Consider the following 17,760-nt stretch of genomic DNA (forward strand, 5'->3'; position numbering starts at 1 on the left):
TAACCGCAGCATGGCGGACCATATGACACCGGAACAGCGTTCGCGCGCAATGTCACGCGTCGGCGGCAAGGATACGGCGCCCGAATTATATGTTCGACGCGCGTTGCATGCCGTCGGGCTCCGCTTTCGCCTTCATCGTCGCGACCTTCCCGGAAAGCCCGATATGGTCCTCCCGCGGCATCGCACCGTCGTCTTGGTCCATGGATGCTTTTGGCATGGCCATGACTGCCCGCGAGGTGCTCGGCCTCAATCAAACCAGGAGTTTTGGGCGGCGAAGCTCGATCGCAACATCGACCGCGATCACAGCACGCGAATACGCCTGGAAGCGCTCGGTTGGCACGTCGAAACAGTATGGGAATGTGCGCTCGACCTTGGAGTGGAGCGGATAGTGCGCCGACTTCAGCCATCGGCCGACACAAGGGCGTCAGAGAGATAACGCGAAAAATATTCGGCCAGCCTGGGCGGCACTGCGTTGCCGATCATGCGCGCGACCGGTTCGATCATGTCGGTTGGATAGAAGACATAGTCCTGCGGGAAAGACTGGAGGATTGCGGCTTCCCTCAGCGAAATTCCGCGCACCTGACTCGTGTCAAAATGGCCGAAGCGTCCATTCGAGATGCTATGGCATTTCGTCGTAATCGTGGGAGACGGTCGATCCGGGTCCATTCGCGTATAGACATCGGTAAAGCAACGCACCTTGAGCTTCGCGTTCACCTTCCGGTGGCACGCCAGCGAGAGGTCGCCGTGAGGGGTGTTGTCGAGATAGACATTTGACTCGCCGGGTTTAGCCGAAGCCAGACGCTTCAAGTTGAGGTCGCTCAGAGTCCGGGTCTTGTGGTTCGGGATTGTTGCGTGCTGCGCCCCGGCGGGAAGCGACGGCAGATGACCGATTGCCGAACGGACCGATCGGACCGCAGCCGCCGTGTCCTCGAGAGGGACCACCAGATCACCGTCGTGGCCCGGCTCCAGAAACTCCGGCCGCGCCAGCTCCCGTGGAGCAGCAATGAGGATCGAACGACGGCGAAACTGCGGAACGCCGAAATCGGACGTGCAGACGACATTCGAGCCGGTCGCATAACCAAGCTTCCTGAGCTGACTACGAAAATCGTTCCAGACGCCACCATATTTCGGATCGCCGATGCCTTGGACGTTTTCCGACAGGATCATCTCCGGGCGAAACCGCGCAACAAATTTTGCCGCTTCACGCAGCAGATTGCTATCGCGTTCGCGACCTTCCTTCCGGGCGTTGCTGAGTTCCTTGCGGGAAAGCTTTGTGAAGGGCTGGCATGGCGCGCAGATCGCGAACATGAGAGGCGCACCGGGTGCTTCCGCCCTATATTTCTCGATCAGCTTCTCAAGATCGTCGAACAGTTCTGCCTGCTCGCCATCCGGATAGGCATCGGTTGCGGGGAAGATATCCCGCCTGATGAACCGCGGGGTCGAGAAATCAATGGTCGTATTGGGATTGTTCTCGACATAGGTCTGCCGGCAGCGATTGTCCTTATCGACACCGGCGATGACGTAGCCCCCAGCATCGATCAGACCGCGCGTGGTCCCGCCCGCACCGCAGAAAAAATCGACCGCCAAGAACGCGGGCCGCTGCCGACGCGCGGCGCTCATGGACGGTGCGGTCATGAGTTTTTCGTCGGCTTCGTGGACGCGGCAAGTGTCCGAATTGCGGTTACCTCGGCGGGTGAGAATATCCGCCAACCATTCCGGTCGCGCCGCTGCGCATCCTTAACTTTGCCGTCTTTAATCCACCGAAGAAGGGTCGGTTTCGAGATGCCGGCCGCCGCCGCCGTCTCGGCAATGTGTAGATCGCCAGTTTCGCTCATGCCGCCCTCCCGACTGCCTTCAACTATACTCAACCATGGTCAACGTCAACACGACGTTAAGTTCCGGTTGTGAGTCAGGTTGTGGCCGAGTGTAGGGCTCCGGGCCTTGACGGTCCTTTGAGAGCCGATCAACCTAGCCACGACGGTCTGCCCAAAATGATGAATTTCGGCTTGCGGGGGGCAACGATCTGTCGGGTTCTCGTCCTTTTTGTTCATCTTTTCATGCGGAAAGTAGCGCCGAACAGCATGTAGCGGCGGCCTATTTCGCTGTTTGGCGGCTTATGACGGTTCTAGCGTAGTAGTAGCGGCGATTCATACTCATCGCTTTCGTCCTGCTTGGGGCACCATAACCCATAATCGACCTTCAGACGCGTAACGGCTCCGGCGGAACCCGCATGGCAGGCCGTGCATTGCATTCGCATTCCGCTATGGAGGTTTGCAGATGGTGCAACGCGCCTATTGGAAGGGTCAGATCCGCCTCGCACTGGTGTCGATCCCGGTCGAAATCTATCCGGCAACCAAATCGGGGGCCAGCGTCAGCTTTCGCCAGATCCACGAACCGAGCGGCAAGCCGGTCAAATATGAAAAGGTCGTGCCCGGCATCGGCGCCATCGATACCGATGATATCGTTAAGGGCTATGAGGTGTCTAAGGGCCAGTATGTCCTGCTCGACGAAGAAGAGATTGAGGCGGTCAAGCTGGAGAGCAAGCGGACGCTCGAGCTTGTCCAATTCGTCGACGCGAGCGACATCGACATCCTCTATTATGAAAAGCCCTATTATGTTGTCCCCGCCGACGATCTGGCCGAGGAAGCCTATATCGTCCTGCGCGAAGCGCTGCGGCGAACGAAGAAGGTGGGGCTGGGACAGCTTGCGCTGCGCGGTCAGGAACAGCTCGTTGGGCTGCGTCCCTGCGGCAAGGGGCTGGTGCTCGAAGTGCTGCGCTATGCCGAGGAAGTGAACAAGGCGGCCAGCTATTTCCGCGACGTGTCCGCGAGCAAGCCCGACGCCGACCTTCTCGATCTCGCCGAAACGCTGATCGACAAGAAGAGCGGCAAGTTCGACGCCGCCGACTATCACAATCACTATGTCGATGCGCTGAAGCGCGTCATCGCCAAGAAAACGAAAGCCAAGGGCAAGCGCGTGCTCGAGGATGTCGGGGAACCCGCCGATGTGCGCGAAGGATCGAATGTCATTGATCTGATGGCGGCGCTCAAGGCGTCGGTCGACGGCAAGAAAACGGCCGCCGCTGCGACGAAGAAGAAGGCGCCCGCCAAAAAGGCGCCGGCGAAAAAGCGGGCATAGTCTCGTGAGCGCCGGATTGCCCTCGGCTATTGTGTGCCCCTGCGAAGGCAGGGGTCCATCATCCGGCCTCGCGCCATTTTCCTACGGTTCGGCTCGCGTCGCCTGCATCGGTGATGGGCCCCTGCCTTCGCAGGGGCGCAGACAAGGTAGAACGCGATGACCCGTGCCGACCCTCTCGCCCAATATAACAAGAAGCGCGATTTCAAGCGGACGTCCGAACCCGCGGGCAAGGTTGCGAAGGGGGGCGGCAATCGCTTCATCGTCCAGAAACACGACGCGACGCGCCTCCATTACGACTTCCGGCTCGAAGTTGATGGCGTGCTGAAAAGCTGGGCGGTCACCAAGGGGCCGAGCGCGAACCCCGACGACAAGCGGCTCGCGGTGCGCACCGAAGATCATCCGATGGCCTATGCCGATTTCGAGGGGGTGATCCCCAAGGGCGAATATGGCGGCGGTTCGGTGATGCTGTGGGATCGCGGCACCTGGGCGCCGGTCGCGGGAAAGAGCGCGAAGGATCTGGAAAAGGGCCATCTTCACTTCACCCTCGACGGCGAGCGGATGAAGGGCGAATGGCTGCTCGTCCGCATGAAGCCCCGCGCCGGCGAAAAGCGCGAAAACTGGCTGCTCCGCAAGATCGACGACGCCTATGCGGGCGGCAGCGACGACTTGACCGGCCGATACCTCACCAGCGTCCTCACCGATCGCCCGATGGCCGAGATCGCGGGCGACGAGGACGGCGAGCAATCCCTGAAGGGCGCAAAGGGCGAAGCGTTCGCGAAGAAGATGGCGGCAGCGGCGGCGCACAATCGCAAGGTCACCAAAGGCTCAAAAGTCGGCACCAAGCCGCCCAAATTCCGCAAGCTGCAGCTCGCGACGCTCGTCGACAGCGTGCCGGCCGGCAACAACTGGTTCCACGAGATCAAGTTCGACGGCTATCGCGCGCTCGTCGCCGCGGCGGGGGATCAGGTCGTCGTCTATACGCGCAGCGGGCTCGACTGGACCGACAAGTTCGCCCCGCTCGCCCGCCATATCGCCGCGCTGAACCTGCCGCCGTGCCTGATCGACGGCGAGATCGTCGCCTATGGCAAGGACGGCAACCCCGACTTCTCCTCGCTCCAGGCGGTCCTGAAGCGCGGCCATGGCGCGCAGGACGAGGCGACCGACCTCCACTTCTTCGCCTTCGACCTGCTCGAAGAGAACGGCAAGCCGCTCACCGCGCTCGGCAATCTCGAACGCAAGGAACGTCTCGAGGCGCTGCTCCGCGATGCAGCGCCGCCGATTGCGGTCGCCGATCATGTCATCGGCGCGGGCGAAAAGCTCTATGAGGCGATGTGCGGCGCAGGGCAGGAGGGCATCATCGCCAAGCGCGCCGATGCACCCTATGCCGGCCGCCGGTCGAAAAACTGGATGAAGGTCAAATGCACCCGTCGCCAGGAATTCATCATCGTCGGCTGGAAGGAGAGTTCGGCGAAGACACGTCCCTTCGCCTCGCTAATCCTCGCGCAGCGCGAAAAGGGCGAACTCGTCTATAAGGGCAATGTCGGCACCGGCTTCGATGCCGATACGATGGCGATGCTCGCCGCGAAATTCGCGGGCCGCGCGCGCAAGACTGCGCCGGTCGATGTCGACAAGGCGGCGGCGCGCAAGGTCCATTGGGTAAGGCCCGACCTTGTCGCCGAGATCGCCTTCGCCGAATATACCGCCGGCGGCTCGGTCCGCCACGCGAGCTTCGTCGGGCTGCGCGCCGACAAGGAGGCGAAGGACGTGAAACCCGAAACCAAGGCCAAGGCTCCCGGCCCGGTCAGCGACGTGAAGATCAGCAGCCGCGAGCGCGTCATCTTCCCCGAGGCAAAAGCGACGAAGGGCGACCTCGCCGACTATTATGCCGCGGTGGCGCCGGTCATGCTCCCGCACCTCGCGCGCCGCCCGGTCAGCCTCGTCCGCTGCCCGCAGGGGCGCGCGAAGCAATGCTTTTTCCAGAAGCATGATTCGGGCAGCTTCGGCCCGCACGTCTACCACGTTCCGATCGAAGAGAAGGACGGCGGCGTTGAGGATTATCTCTATGTCGAGGATACGGACGGCATCCTCGCCTGCGTCCAGATGGGGACGATCGAATTTCACGGCTGGGGCAGCCACGTCGATACGCTCGAACAGCCCGACCGTATGGTCTTCGACCTCGACCCCGACGAAGGGCTCGACTTCGCCGACGTCAAAAAGGCCGCGGCGGATTTGAAGCGCCAACTCGCCGACATCGGCCTCGTCAGCTTCGCGATGCTCTCGGGCGGCAAGGGCGTCCATGTCGTCGTGCCGCTCGATCCGGGGCACAGCTGGGACGCGCACAAGGATTTTGCGAAGCGCTTTGCCGAGGCGATGAGCCTTGCCGAACCCGATCGTTTCGTCGCGACGATGAGCAAGGCAAAGCGCAAGGGAAAGATCTTCATCGACTGGCTGCGCAACCAGCGCGGCAGCACCGCGATCATGCCCTATTCGGCGCGCGCGCGGACGGGGGCGCCGGTGGCGGTTCCCGTCGATTGGGACGGGCTGGCCGCCATCGACAGCGCGCGCCACTGGACGATCGCAGATGCCCGCACCTTGCTCGATCGCGCCGCGAGCCCCACGCTGAAGGGATGGGGATTTGCGCGGCAGACGCTGCCCGCGATCTGACCCCGCATCGGCGCTGCGATCCTCCCGCTTTCGAGGCCCGCAAAATAACGATGCTTAGCCATTTAATGTTGCAATTCTGGCACCGTTAAAATGGGGAAAATGTGCAAATTATTCATAATCGGGATGCATGCTTATCGGGTGGTTCGGTCAACTTGTTGAAAGCAGGTTAACCTAACTCGGGACATGTTTGAATATTTTGCAGAATTCGGATATTCTTGCCCGACTAGGCGTGAATATTCTCCGTTAGTTCGATGCCATTTCCTTCCATCGGGATGGCATTGTGGATCAGGAGGATGGAATGATCGAACCCCGCTTTTCGGGCACGGCGCACGAACCCAGGGCCGCGACCGATGGCGATCGTCGTGGGGGGGACCGTTACCGGACGGTCTGGCGGATCGCAAAAGTCGTGCGCGACAATGATGTCGGGCTGTGGCGCGTGCGCAATATTTCCGATCGCGGCATGCAGCTTGCGGCCGACGTTCCCGTCCATGTCGACGAAAATCTGGACATCTATCTGTCCGACAGTGTCGTGCTGAAGGGCAAGATCGTATGGGCCGACGGTGGCCGCTGCGGCGTCGCCTTTCACGAGGAGATCGACGGCGCCGGCGTGCTCAAACAGCTTGCTGCCGAACAGCGCGCTTATGGCTATCGCGCCCCGCGCATCCCGCTCCACTCGCGCGCCAAGGCGCAGGTCGATGGGGTCGAAAGCATCATCGAGCTTGTCGACATGTCGCAAAGCGGCGCGGGCTTCGTCCATGGCGGACATCTTGAGGTCGGGCGCCATCTGCACCTGACGCTGGCCGACGGGCTGGAGCGCAAGGCGATCGTGCGATGGGCGCGCGGCGGCCGCGGGGGACTGTGGTTTACCGAACCGCTGAACCGCGTCGATCTGGAAAGCATTCGCCGCTTCGAGGGCTGAACCGTTCAGGCGATCGCCTTTGCCGTGCCGTCGCGGACGATCTTCGCCCAAGGGTTGAGATCGGCTTCGGCAACCTTGACCAGCCGGTTGTGGTCGCGGTGCCGGAAAGGCTCGTCGCGGCCATGCACCATCAGCATCGTGTCGGAGACATAGCTCCACGATCCGTCAGCATGGAATTCGACGTCGAGCTGATAGCTGTCGGTACGGAACGCCGCTTCCAGAAACGCGGTCGAGCAGATGCCATATTCGGTCTGGCCGCGCTCGGCGCGGACCGACAGCTTGCGCGCATCGGGCACCGCGTGCCCCGCCGCAATCGCGATCTGGCCGCGCGGGATCGCCAGCGTCTGCAGGATCAGCCCGGTCGCCGGTTCGTAGAGCCAGTAACCGACCTGGTCATGGAAGGTGATATCCTCTTCGGGCGTGTTGATGTGCAGATGGTAGCGCAGGCCATAGAATAGCTGCGGCCCGTTCGCTTGCGGGTCGATCGGCTGCATTTCGACCCGTTCGTAATAGTTGCGGGTTTCGGGGCCGTCGGCCTTCGGATTGACATCGACGCCGCGCTTTCCTTCCCAGATACCGGCGAAGTGGCGCAGCGGGCCGAGATTGGCGAGCGTGTCGGGATCGACATTCTCGGGCTCGGTGAAGATGTCGTTCGGCACGTCCATGCGTTATCCCCCAATCCGCGCGGTCAGATGTCCTCGGCCAGCCGTCCGTAAAGCTGGGGCCGGCGGTCGCGGAAAAAGCCCATGCCCGCACGATGCTTCGCCGCGCGGTCGAGATCGATCGTTTCGACCAGCACCCCCGTTTCGGCGGCGCCGAACGCCTGCGTCAGATCGCCCCATTCGTCGGTTATGAAGCTGTGGCCATAGAAATTCGCGTCACCCTCTGCGCCGATGCGGTTGGCGGCGATCACCGGCATGCAGTTCGACACCGCATGACCCTGCATCGCGCGGCGCCACATGTGGCGGGTGTCGAGGTCGGCGTCATAGGGCTCGCTGCCGATCGCGGTCGGGTAGAAAAGCAGTTCGGCGCCCATCAGCGCCATCGCACGCGCGCATTCGGGATACCATTGGTCCCAACACACCCCGACGCCGATGCGGGTGCCAAAGACGTCCCACACCTTGAACCCCGTGTTGCCGGGGCGGAAATAATATTTCTCTTCATAGCCCGGCCCATCGGGGATGTGGCTTTTGCGATAGATACCCATGATCGCGCCATCGGGGCCGATCATTGCGAGCGTGTTGTAATAATGCGGCCCGTCCTTCTCGAAGAAGCTGGTCGGGATCGCGACCTTCAGCTTCGCGGCGAGCGCCTGCATCGCCTTGACGCTCGGATGCTCGGCGGTCGGGTGGGCGCTAGCGAACAGCGCCTCTTCTTCGACCTGGCAGAAATAGGGGCCTTCAAACAGCTCGGGCGGCAGGATGACCTGCGCGCCCTTGGCCGCCGCCTCCTCGACGAGCGCCGTGACCGCGTCGATATTGGGTTGCACGGGTCCGGGAAGGGGGAGCTGGAGCGCGGCGACGGTGATGGTACGGGTCATGAGGCGGATATAAGCAAGCCAGCGCATCTTGCCACCGCAAAAGCGGATGAGCCGTTGGCGTTGTTAGGATCGGGGGGCGTCGGCTAGCGACCGATGGCGGTCATTGGGCCATCAAAGCTGTGACGCGTCCCACGGCGACAGCCGTAAAGGTTCTCTTTGTTGCACGATCGTCGAAGCCGCTTCCTGCCTTAACGTTGCCGCGTCCGATGCGAGGTTGGACATGCGCTCGGCCTTTAGATGAAGCACCGATGTTCGATCCCCGGGGCCATTCAACACACGCCCGAACATTTCGGCTGCTTCATCGTTACGCCCGACTAGCCCTGCTGCGACCCCGGCGTTGTAGAGCATCCAACTTGGGTGCGCCGGTGCCTGTCGCGCTTCGGTCCGTGCCTGTTCCAGGAGAATCTCGGCCGTATCGGGTAGGGAACTAAACATTGCCGCAAGTCGCCGTGCTCCATCGGCCGCTCGGTCGGCGAGGCGCGCGACTGCCACCGCAAATTGTTCGTCCGATAAGTATTCCTCGAAGCCTTCCAAGCGTCCGCCGAAGTCGAAGCTGATCGGCGCAACGTCCATCCCAAGCCAGTGTGCTCCGACGTTAAGATAGCTGCCCTTGCTCCAAGAGCTTGGCTGGAACTCGACAACAGTGAGCCACCAAGAATGATCGAAGAACCATAAGCGCGATTGCCCTTTGCGCTGAAAGCCTAAGGGCCTCAGCGCCGCTGTTGCGGCGTTGGCAATGATCTTGTCGTGTGGGCCCGGTATTCGTCCTCCGCGCCAAAACCTATTCGCGCTTTCGTCGGTTTCCTACCCCAACACCGACGCTTGCACCACCATCCGTGCCCACGCGTCGCCTCACGCCGGCACCTGCTGGCTCGAGCAATGGAAGCTGCCGCCGCCGGCTATGATTCCGCGCGCTGGAACGCCGACCGCGCGGCGATCGGGGAACAGCGCCGCGAGCGCCTCGACCGCCGCAGCATCGTTGGCGACGCCATAGGCCGGGACGACAACAACCGTGTTGCCGATGTAGAAGTTCATATAGCTCGCCGCGACGATCTCGCCGTCCATCTCGACCCGGCCGGGCGAGGGGATGTCGACAATCTCGATGCCGCCGAACGCCGCGGCGCGCGCGCGCGCATCCTCGTAAATGTCGGCGTTGGGGTCGTCACTGCCCGGCGCCACGGGCAAGGCGAGCCGTCCTTCGCCCACGAAGCGGGCGAGATTGTCGACATGGCCGTCGGTATGATCGCCGACCAGCCCCTTGCCGAGCCACAGCAGGCGGTCGATGCCGAGCGACTGGTGCAGCCTTACGGCAATGTCCGCGCGCGTCAGCGACGGGTTGCGGTTGATGTTGAGCAGGCATTCCTCGGTCGTGACGCAAAGCCCGGTGCCGTCGACGTCGATCCCGCCGCCTTCGAGCACCCAATCCTGCTCATCGACGGGCAGGCCACTTTCCGCCGCGAGCGCCGCGCCGACTTCCTGATCGCCCGGCATGACGAATTTCTCGCCCCACCAGTTGAAACGAAAGTTGCGCGCGCGCCTTTTCAGGCCCGTTCCCACAATGATCGGCCCCGTGTCGCGCAGCCAGATGTCGCCGAGCGGCTGCACCAGGATGCGCACCCCGGGATCGACGAGAGCCGCAGCAATCTGCGCCTGTCGCTCGTCATTGACGACCAGCCGCACCTCCTCGCCGCGGCCGCCGTCGTGGACAACGTTGGCAAAAGCAGCGACATCGGCACGCGCCGCATCGATTTGCCCCGCCCACTCGTCATCGAGGTGCGGAAAGCCGATCCACACTGCGGCGTGCGGCGCCCATTCGGCGGGCATGGGGAGCGTCATGGGCGCCGCCTCGCTTATTTGCCTTCGCGCGATTTGTCGCGCGCGGCGCGGAACTCGTCGCCTTCGTTCCAGTTGGGCCAGCTATCGGTCGATGCGAGCATCCGGCCCGCGGCATAATAGAGGCGGAGATCGGCGAGCATGCCGTCCCAATTCTTTATCGCCGCATATTCGTCGCCGGGCGCGTGGTAGCGGTTCTTCTCATAATCCTCGGCGGCCTTCTTGCCGGCGTCCTTGCCGCCCGCGACCAGATCTTCGCCGGCGCCGAAGTTGAAGAAGGGCACGCCGCGCTTGGCGAAGCTGAAGTGATCCGAGCGATAGTAGAAGCCCTTTTCGGGGGTCGGTTCATCGACAATCGTCACCTTCGCCGCCTTGGCGATCTTTTCCAGATAGGCGTCGAGCTGCGACTTGCCGCGGCCGACGACGACGATGTCCTTCGCGGGCCCATTGGGGTTGAGCGCGTCCATATTCACGCCGCCCACCGTCTGCGCGAGCGGGAACACCGGGTTCGCGGCATAATATTCCGATCCGAGCAGACCCGATTCCTCCGCCGTCACTGCCAGGAAAACGATGCTGCGATCGGGCGCGCCCGCCTTCTGATAGGCCTGCGCCAGCGTCACCAGCGCGGCGGTGCCGGTCGCATTATCGACGGCGCCGTTGCAGATATCGTCGCCGTTCACCGGGGTGCAGCGGCCAAGATGGTCCCAATGCGCGGTGTAGAGCACATATTCGTCGGGCCGCTTCTTGCCGGGCAGAATGCCGATGATGTTATGCGACAGCTTCTTGGAAATCTGATTGTCGAAGCTGAGCGACGCCTTGACGCCGGTGAGCGGAACGGCCTTGAAACCCTTCTTGCCCGCCGCTTCGCGCAGCGCGTCGAAGTCCTGCCCGGCGCTCGCGAACAATTCCTTCGCCTTGTCGAACTGGATCCAGCCGTTGGCGGCAGTCTGATCGGCGCCGCCATCCTTCTTTTCGGCGAGATATTGGGTGCCGGTGTTGCTGCTTTCCACGACGTTCCAGCCATAAGCGGCGGGTTCGGTGTCGTGGACGATCAGCGCGGCGGCGGCGCCCTGACGCGCCGCTTCTTCATATTTGTAGCTCCAGCGGCCGTAATAGGTCATCGCGCGGCCGTTGAATTCGCCTTTGGCTTCCGGGGTTTGCCAGTCGGGGTCGTTGACGAGGATGACCACCGTCTTGCCCTTCACATCGAGCCCGGCATAATCGTTCCAGCCCTTTTCAGGCGCGTTGATGCCATAGCCGACGAAGACGACGTCGCTGTCCTTGATTTCGGTTTTCGGCTGCACACGATAGCTGAACGCGACATAATCCTTCGCATATTGCAGCGTGACCGGCGCCTTGCCGCCGGTGAAGCGCAGCGGCGTCGCATTCTTTGCGGTGATCTCGACCAGCGGGACTTCCTGCGTCCACTGGCCGTTGTTGCCGGGCTTCAGCCCCGCCGCCGCGAACTGGCTCGTCAGATAGGCGATCGTTTTTTCCTCGCCCTTCGTTCCGGGCGCGCGGCCTTCATAGGCATCCGACGACAATTCCTTGGTCACATCCTGCAAAGTCTGGAGCGACAAGTCGGGGAACTGGACATCGGGCAAGACGGCAACCGCGTCGGCCGCCGTGGCGCCGGTCGTCGGCGCATCGGCGTTGCACCCGGCAACGCCGAGCAGAACCGCAAGAGCTGCGGTGGTTCGGGGGAAGCGAAGCATGGAATTTCCTTGGATTTTCGTGTTCGACGAGGGGGCTTTTGCCAGCCGGGCCGCCCCGATGCAAGAAGGGCGGCCCTTTCGGACCGCCCCCTTGATGTCGCTTCGGTGGAAACCGGATCAGCGCGAATAGAATTCGACGACCAGATTGGGTTCCATCTTCACCGGATAGGGCACTTCGTCGAGCGTCGGCACGCGGACGAAGGTCGCCTTGGTGCCGTCGAGCGCCAGATATTCGGGCAGGTCGCGCTCGGGCAAGCTCTGCGCTTCGGCGACCAGCGCCATTTCCTGCGCCTTCTTGCCGAGGGTGACTTCGTCGCCCGGCTTCACGAGGCGGCTCGCGATGTTGCACTTCACGCCGTTCACATAGACGTGACCGTGGCTGACGAGCTGGCGCGCCGAGAAGATCGTCGGCGCGAACTTGGCGCGATAGACGAGCGCGTCGAGGCGGCGTTCAAGCAGGCCGATCAGATTCTGGCCGGTGTCGCCCTTCATACGCGCGGCTTCGATATAGTTCTTCTTGAACTGCTTTTCGGTGATGTCGCCGTAATAGCCCTTGAGCTTCTGCTTGGCGCGGAGCTGGATGCCGAAGTCCGACATCTTGCCCTTGCGGCGCTGACCGTGCTGGCCGGGGCCATATTCGCGGCGGTTGACCGGGCTCTTCGGGCGACCCCAGATGTTTTCGCCCATCCGGCGGTCGAGTTTATACTTGGCGCTCTGGCGCTTCGACATTTGCGTCTCCAATTTGCTGTGTGCCGAAGGATCTCGGCGGGTCCCGGATCGCACCACAGGAACGCTGTCCTGTGCGACCGCCGCTTCACCGGGGTGCGGGGTCAATTTGCGAAGGCGCGCGGTTAGACGGTAGGCGCGGCCGAGTCAAGTCGTGCCGGACGCTGGACGGCGCGCAAAAAGGCGCTAAAGGCAGCGCGCATGACCTCTGCCAAACTTCCCGACCAATGCGAAACCATGGCCGACGTGCGCGCCGGCGTCGATCAGGTCGACCGCGAGCTTGTCGCGCTGCTGGTACGCCGGTTCGGCTATATGGACGCAGCGGCGCGGATCAAGACCGAGCGCAGCGCCGTTCGCGACGAGCCGCGCAAGGCACAGGTGCTCGACAATGTTGCGCGCGAGGCCGGAAGCGCGGGCCTCGACCCGCAGCGTATCCGCGCGGTGTGGAACGAACTGGTCGAACAGTCGATCGCCTATGAGGCCGTCCGCTGGGACCGCCTGCGCACCGACTGACCGTCGCTCAATTGGTGGCGGCGGTACCGGGCTTGTCGCCATCGGCGTGGGCATCGTCCTTTGGCGGTGCCGATTCGACGACGGTGCGGCAGATGCGCTTCGGCACCGCGCTGCCGGTGCTTTCGACCTTTTCGCAAATCTTCTTCGGCTTGGCCGACTTTGCCGGCGGAGGGGCTTCGGTTCCCGCCGCTGCAAGGGCGAGCGAAAGCATCAGGCTCATCATCTTCAGTCTACTCCCGGGGAGAGCCGCGTCGCAATTCTGCGGCGGCGGGCCAACGATGCTGCACCGCAGCACGATGCGAAGAAATTGTCAATTCCGTTGCGGCGGACGACTTACCGCGCGCGGGGCGTGCGGCCCAATATGGTCACGATCCCGTGCATCATCCGGATGTCGTTGTGCGACCAGCCGGTCTTCGTCAGCGCGGTGCGCAGCGTCCGCAGCGTTGCCTCGGTCCGTTCCTCGGGAAAGAAATAGCCGGCCTTGTCGAGGTCGCGGACGAAATGCTGGATCAACTCCTCTAGCTCGCCGTGCGGGGCGGGGGGATCGAGCGGGACGTCCGGCGGGCTGGCGAGCGCGATGCCTCCCTTGCCCCCGCTCGGGACATGCTTCGACCATTCATAGGCGAGCAGGATCACCGCCTGCGCGAGATTGAGCGACCCGAACTGGGGGTTGATCGGCACCGTGACGATGCTGTGGGCCAACGCGACGTCGTCGGTTTCCAGTCCCGAGCGCTCGGGCCCGAAGATATAGGCCGACCGTCCGGCGCTGGCATGAACCTGACTTGCCGCCTCTTCGGGCGTGAACACGGGCTTGGAAACCCCGCGCTTGCGCACGGTGGTCGCATAGATGGTCTGGCAATCGGCGACCGCATCGGCCAGCGTATTGAATACCTGCGCCTCGGCCAGCACCACGTCGGCCCCCGATGCGGCGGGCCCCGCATCGGGGTTCGGCCAGCCATCGCGCGGCGCGACGAGGCGCAGTTCGGTCAACCCGAAATTGAGCATCGCGCGCGCTGCCTTGCCGATATTCTCGCCAAGTTGGGGGCGCACGAGGACAATGACGGGGGGAGGGGCCAGATCCGTCACGGTCAGCCCTGCTTCGCTGCCTCGGTGATCGACGAGGCGAATTCCTCGAAATCCCGGGCTTCGGTGAAGTCGCGATAGACGCTGGCGAAGCGGATATAGGCGACATTGTCGAAGCCCTTGAGCGCTTCCATCACCATCGCGCCGATCTGCGTCGCCTGAACCTCGTTATCGCCCGAGGTTTCGAGCTGGCGCTGGATGCCCGACACCAGCCGTTCAATCCGCGCGCCGTCGATCGGGCGTTTGCGGCATGCGATCTGGACGCTGCGCATCAGCTTTTCGCGGTCGAAGGGTTCGCGGCGGCCGTCGGCCTTGAGGACGGCAACTTCGCGCAACTGAATCCGCTCGAAGGTGGTGAAGCGCGCGCCGCAATCCTCGCACTGGCGGCGGCGGCGGATGGCGGCGCCGTCCTCGGTCGGACGGCTGTCCTTCACCTGGCTGTCTTCATGTCCGCAATAGGGGCAGCGCATGGGTTAGCGCTTCACCCGCGTATAGAGCGCGATCGCCGCGCCCGCGAACAGGCCGACCGGCCAGGTCACGACGGGCAGCACCGCACCCGCGATCGCGCCGACGACGCCGCCGGTGATGACCGGCCGCGTCGAGGGATGATCGATCCCCTGCTTGCCCATCGCCTTGACCTCTTCGATCGTCAGTTCGACCAGCGTCGGTTCTTCGGGGTGCTGCCGCGCCATCGCCCTTATCCCTGATAGATGGGGAAGCGTTCGCACAGCGTGCGGACGCGGCCGCGGACATTCGCCTCGGCATCGGCATCGCCCTGCTCGCCCTTGTCGCGCAGCGCTTCGAGCACGTCGGCGACCATGTCGCCGATTTCCTCGAACTCGGCGATGCCGAAGCCGCGCGTCGTGCCCGCGGGCGATCCGACGCGGATGCCGCTGGTCTTGACCGGCGGCAGCGGATCGAAGGGCACGCCATTCTTGTTGCAGGTGATCGCCGAGCGTTCGAGCGCTTCGTCGGCGTCGCGGCCGGTGATGCCGAGCGGACGCAGGTCAATGAGCGCCAGATGCGTGTCGGTGCCGCCCGCGACGACATCAGCACCGCGCGCTTTCAACCGGTTAGCGAGCGCCTGCGCGTTGGCGATCGTCGCTTTCGCATAGTCCTTGAACTCGGGGCGCAGCGCCTCGCCAAAGGCGACCGCCTTGGCGGCGATGACGTGCATCAGCGGGCCGCCCTGGAGGCCGGGGAACACCGCCGAGTTGATGCGCTTCGCAATCGCCTCGTCATTGGTCAGGATCATGCCGCCGCGCGGGCCGCGCAGCGTCTTGTGCGTCGTCGTGGTGACGACATGCGCATGCTCCATCGGCGAGGGGTGGGCGCCGCCGGCGACGAGGCCCGCGAAATGCGCCATATCGACCATCAGCAGCGCGCCGACATCGTCGGCGATAGCGCGGAAGCGCGCGAAGTCGAGCGTGCGCGGATAGGCCGAGCCGCCCGCGATGATGAGCGCGGGGCGATGTTCCTTCGCCAAGGCTTCGACCTGGTCGAAATCAACCAGATGATCGTCGGCGTGCACGCCATATTGGACGGCGTTGAACCATTTGCCCGACATGGCGGGCGCCGCACCGTGGGTCAGGTGGCCGCCGGCGTCGAGGCTCATGCCGAGGATCGTGGCGCCGGGCTTGGTCAGCGCCAGCATCACCGCCCCGTTCGCCTGCGCGCCCGAGTGCGGCTGGACGTTCGCGAAGTTGCAGTCGAAAAGCTGCTTCGCGCGATCGATCGCGAGCTGTTCGACTTCATCCGACGGCGCGCAGCCCTGATAATAGCGACGCCCCGGATAGCCTTCGGCATATTTGTTGGTGAAGACCGACCCCTGCGCCTCGAGCACCGCCTTGGAGACGATGTTTTCCGAGGCGATCAGTTCGATCTGATATTGTTCGCGTTCCAGCTCATGCTTCATCGCCGCGGCGACCGCAGGGTCGGTGGCGGCGACGCCGTCGGTGAAATAGCCGGCCGATTTGATGGGCTTGTCGAGCGTGTCGGTGGTCATTGGCTGTTCTCCAGGACGGGCGGATGGGAAAGCTTGTCGACGCGGCGCGCGTGGTGGTCGCCGGCGAAGTCGGTAGTCAGGAAGGCGGTGACGCAGGCCTTGGCCATGTCGATGCCGGTCAGGCGCGCGCCCATCGCGATGACGTTCGCGTCATTATGTTCGCGGGCGAGCTTCGCCGAAAGCGGCTCGGACACCAGCGCGCAGCGGCACGCGGGGTTGCGGTTGACCGAGATCGAAATGCCGATGCCCGATCCGCACAGTGCGACGCCCTTGTCGGCGCTGCCATTGGCGACGGCATCGGCGAGGCGGTAGCCATAATCGGGATAATCGACGCTCTCGGGGCCATGGGTGCCGAGGTCGGCAACTTCATGCCCTTCGCCGCGCAGCCAGTCGGCAAGCAGCGCCTTCAGGTCGGTGGCGGCATGGTCGGATGCAATGGCGATGCGCACGGCGCGTCTCCCGCTGGGGCGTTGAGGGAATCGGATGAGCGCGCTTTAAGCGAAGCGCTGCGGATTGGCCATAAGCGGCAGCGGCTTTTTCGCCGCTATTTTGTCACAAAGCGGGTTTGACCGGCCGGCCTGCCGCCCGTAGAGCGCCGGGCATGGGCGACACGCTGCTTTCGATCGTCATGCTGGGTGCAATTGCGCTGTTGGTCGGCGCGGTCATGGTGTTTCGCAGCGGCGACCGCCGCCGCGCGCTGCTGATGATCGTCGCGGCGCTGATCATGTTCGCCAATGTCGCGATCTGGCTGGTTCCGGTGAAATGATGTCGGTCCTCCCTGTCGCGCAGCGATGGGGAGGGGGACCGCTCGCGAAGCGAGTGGTCGAGGGGCGGCGGAGTCGCGCTATTTGCCCCTCCGTCAGCCCTTCAGGCTGCCACCTCCCCATGGCTTCGCCACAGGGAGGATTTGAAGCTCAGCGGATCGGTGAATCGGGCGCGAGCCGCATGTCGAGATAATTGTCGAGAGACTTCATGAGCTGATCGAGTTCATGTTCGAAGAAATGATTAGCGCGCGGAATCTCGTCGTGGTGGATGGTGATTCCCTTTTGGGTGCGCAGCTTGTCGACGAGCTTCTGGATCGCGCCCGGCGGGACGATTTCGTCCTGGCCGCCAGCAACGATGATACCCGACGACGGGCAGGGCGCGAGGAAGCTGAAGTCGTACATGTTCGCCGGCGGCGCGACCGACAGGAAGCCGCGGATTTCAGGGCGCCGCATCAGAAGCTGCATACCGATCCACGCGCCGAAGCTGAAGCCGGCGACCCAGGTCGTCTGCGCCTCGGGGTGGATCGACTGGACCCAGTCGAGCGCCGCCGCGGCATCGGACAATTCGCCGATGCCATTGTCGAACGTGCCCTGGCTGCGGCCGACGCCGCGGAAGTTGAAGCGGAGCACGGCGAAGCCGCGCGCGACGAAGCTCTTGTACATCGCCTGGGTGATGCGGTCGTTCATCGTGCCGCCACCCTGCGGGTGCGGGTGAAGGATCAGCGCAACCGGTGCGCGCGGACGCGGCGGGGGCGAGAAACGACCTTCGATGCGGCCCTCGGGGCCGGGGAAAATGACGTCGGGCATGGAAGCACCTCTTATCTTTTCTGAGCTCCCGGCCGAATCGCCGGTTGGCGGGG

The 17,760-nt window shown here is 63.6% G+C and carries 21 protein-coding genes; 6 read left to right on the forward strand and 15 right to left on the reverse strand.

Features of this window, described 5'->3' with window-relative positions; all coding sequences use genetic code 11:
* The first annotated feature begins 49 nt into the window (after positions 1-49).
* Positions 50-436: a very short patch repair endonuclease gene (locus MU856_RS04945; RefSeq protein WP_230461331.1), complete on the forward strand. Its 387-nt coding sequence runs from the start codon at positions 50-52 to the stop codon at positions 434-436.
* Here MU856_RS04945 and MU856_RS04950 read toward each other — a convergent pair.
* A complete protein-coding gene (locus tag MU856_RS04950) occupies positions 400-1,635 on the reverse strand; it encodes a DNA cytosine methyltransferase (protein WP_155178483.1) in 1,236 nt (411 codons plus the stop codon). The genes MU856_RS04945 and MU856_RS04950 overlap by 37 nt on opposite strands.
* Positions 1,632-1,835, reverse strand: a complete 204-nt coding sequence (locus MU856_RS04955; protein WP_155178486.1) for a MerR family transcriptional regulator — start codon at positions 1,833-1,835, stop codon at positions 1,632-1,634. Before MU856_RS04955 ends, MU856_RS04950 begins: the two co-directional genes overlap by 4 nt.
* A 442-nt stretch (positions 1,836-2,277) precedes the next feature.
* Here MU856_RS04955 and MU856_RS04960 point away from each other — a divergent pair, with 442 nt between their 5' ends.
* From MU856_RS04960 to MU856_RS04970, 3 genes are all read left to right on the forward strand, one after another.
* Positions 2,278-3,138: a Ku protein gene (locus tag MU856_RS04960; RefSeq protein ID WP_263588494.1), complete on the forward strand. Its 861-nt coding sequence runs from the start codon at positions 2,278-2,280 to the stop codon at positions 3,136-3,138.
* A 156-nt stretch (positions 3,139-3,294) separates the two neighbouring features.
* Positions 3,295-5,802, forward strand: a complete 2,508-nt coding sequence (gene ligD, locus MU856_RS04965; protein ID WP_263588495.1) for a DNA ligase D — start codon at positions 3,295-3,297, stop codon at positions 5,800-5,802.
* Positions 5,803-6,100: 298 nt separating this feature from the next.
* Positions 6,101-6,721, forward strand: coding sequence for a PilZ domain-containing protein (locus MU856_RS04970; protein ID WP_058813295.1), 621 nt, complete (start codon positions 6,101-6,103; stop codon positions 6,719-6,721).
* Positions 6,722-6,726: 5 nt separating this feature from the next.
* On the opposite strand, the gene MU856_RS04975 is transcribed toward MU856_RS04970, so the two are convergent.
* The 6 genes from MU856_RS04975 to rpsD form a co-directional block, all read right to left on the reverse strand.
* Positions 6,727-7,386, reverse strand: a complete 660-nt coding sequence (locus MU856_RS04975) for an FABP family protein (protein WP_186403050.1) — start codon at positions 7,384-7,386, stop codon at positions 6,727-6,729.
* Positions 7,387-7,409: 23 nt separating this feature from the next.
* The gene (aguB, locus tag MU856_RS04980; RefSeq protein WP_186403049.1) at positions 7,410-8,261 is read right to left on the reverse strand and encodes an N-carbamoylputrescine amidase; all 852 of its coding nucleotides are present in this window, start codon (positions 8,259-8,261) and stop codon (positions 7,410-7,412) included.
* A gap of 111 nt (positions 8,262-8,372) precedes the next feature.
* The gene (locus tag MU856_RS04985) at positions 8,373-8,834 is read right to left on the reverse strand and encodes a hypothetical protein (RefSeq protein WP_263588496.1); all 462 of its coding nucleotides are present in this window, start codon (positions 8,832-8,834) and stop codon (positions 8,373-8,375) included.
* 279 nt (positions 8,835-9,113) lie between these two features.
* Positions 9,114-10,097: an agmatine deiminase family protein gene (locus tag MU856_RS04990; RefSeq protein WP_263588497.1), complete on the reverse strand. Its 984-nt coding sequence runs from the start codon at positions 10,095-10,097 to the stop codon at positions 9,114-9,116.
* A 14-nt stretch (positions 10,098-10,111) separates the two neighbouring features.
* Entirely contained in the window at positions 10,112-11,809 is a 1,698-nt protein-coding gene (locus MU856_RS04995; protein WP_062902253.1) for a M28 family metallopeptidase, read from the reverse strand.
* Positions 11,810-11,926: 117 nt separating this feature from the next.
* Positions 11,927-12,538 carry a 30S ribosomal protein S4 gene (rpsD, locus tag MU856_RS05000; protein WP_003044490.1) on the reverse strand — a complete coding sequence of 204 codons (612 nt, stop codon included), beginning with the start codon at positions 12,536-12,538 and terminating at the stop codon, positions 11,927-11,929.
* A 198-nt stretch (positions 12,539-12,736) separates the two neighbouring features.
* Between rpsD and MU856_RS05005 the strand changes: the two genes are divergently transcribed.
* Complete coding sequence (locus tag MU856_RS05005) at positions 12,737-13,048, forward strand: chorismate mutase (RefSeq protein ID WP_062902254.1); 312 nt, start codon at positions 12,737-12,739, stop codon at positions 13,046-13,048.
* A gap of 7 nt (positions 13,049-13,055) precedes the next feature.
* Here MU856_RS05005 and MU856_RS05010 read toward each other — a convergent pair whose 3' ends face one another.
* From MU856_RS05010 to rpiB, 6 genes are all read right to left on the reverse strand, one after another.
* Positions 13,056-13,271 carry a hypothetical protein gene (locus tag MU856_RS05010; protein ID WP_062902255.1) on the reverse strand — a complete coding sequence of 72 codons (216 nt, stop codon included), beginning with the start codon at positions 13,269-13,271 and terminating at the stop codon, positions 13,056-13,058.
* A gap of 110 nt (positions 13,272-13,381) precedes the next feature.
* On the reverse strand, positions 13,382-14,134 hold the full coding sequence (locus MU856_RS05015; RefSeq protein WP_062902256.1) for an RNA methyltransferase: 753 nt from the start codon (positions 14,132-14,134) through the stop codon (positions 13,382-13,384).
* 2 nt (positions 14,135-14,136) lie between these two features.
* A complete protein-coding gene (gene nrdR, locus MU856_RS05020) occupies positions 14,137-14,601 on the reverse strand; it encodes a transcriptional regulator NrdR (protein ID WP_062902257.1) in 465 nt (154 codons plus the stop codon).
* A 3-nt stretch (positions 14,602-14,604) separates the two neighbouring features.
* On the reverse strand, positions 14,605-14,823 hold the full coding sequence (locus MU856_RS05025; RefSeq protein WP_062766734.1) for a hypothetical protein: 219 nt from the start codon (positions 14,821-14,823) through the stop codon (positions 14,605-14,607).
* 5 nt (positions 14,824-14,828) lie between these two features.
* Positions 14,829-16,136 (reverse strand): serine hydroxymethyltransferase, encoded by a 1,308-nt coding sequence (gene glyA, locus MU856_RS05030; protein WP_263588498.1) that lies wholly within the window; start codon positions 16,134-16,136, stop codon positions 14,829-14,831.
* On the reverse strand, positions 16,133-16,585 hold the full coding sequence (gene rpiB, locus MU856_RS05035) for a ribose 5-phosphate isomerase B (protein ID WP_263588499.1): 453 nt from the start codon (positions 16,583-16,585) through the stop codon (positions 16,133-16,135). The genes glyA and rpiB overlap by 4 nt, the downstream gene beginning before the upstream one ends.
* Before the next feature lie 152 nt (positions 16,586-16,737).
* Between rpiB and MU856_RS05040 the strand changes: the two genes are divergently transcribed.
* On the forward strand, positions 16,738-16,902 hold the full coding sequence (locus MU856_RS05040) for a hypothetical protein (protein ID WP_003044469.1): 165 nt from the start codon (positions 16,738-16,740) through the stop codon (positions 16,900-16,902).
* Between the two features lie 148 nt (positions 16,903-17,050).
* Here MU856_RS05040 and MU856_RS05045 read toward each other — a convergent pair whose 3' ends face one another.
* Positions 17,051-17,707 carry an alpha/beta hydrolase gene (locus MU856_RS05045; RefSeq protein ID WP_003044467.1) on the reverse strand — a complete coding sequence of 219 codons (657 nt, stop codon included), beginning with the start codon at positions 17,705-17,707 and terminating at the stop codon, positions 17,051-17,053.
* Positions 17,708-17,760 lie beyond the last annotated feature (53 nt).

The sequence above is a fragment of the Sphingopyxis sp. GC21 genome, from assembly GCF_025727575.1.
Classification (GTDB): Bacteria; Pseudomonadota; Alphaproteobacteria; order Sphingomonadales; family Sphingomonadaceae; genus Sphingopyxis; species Sphingopyxis terrae_A.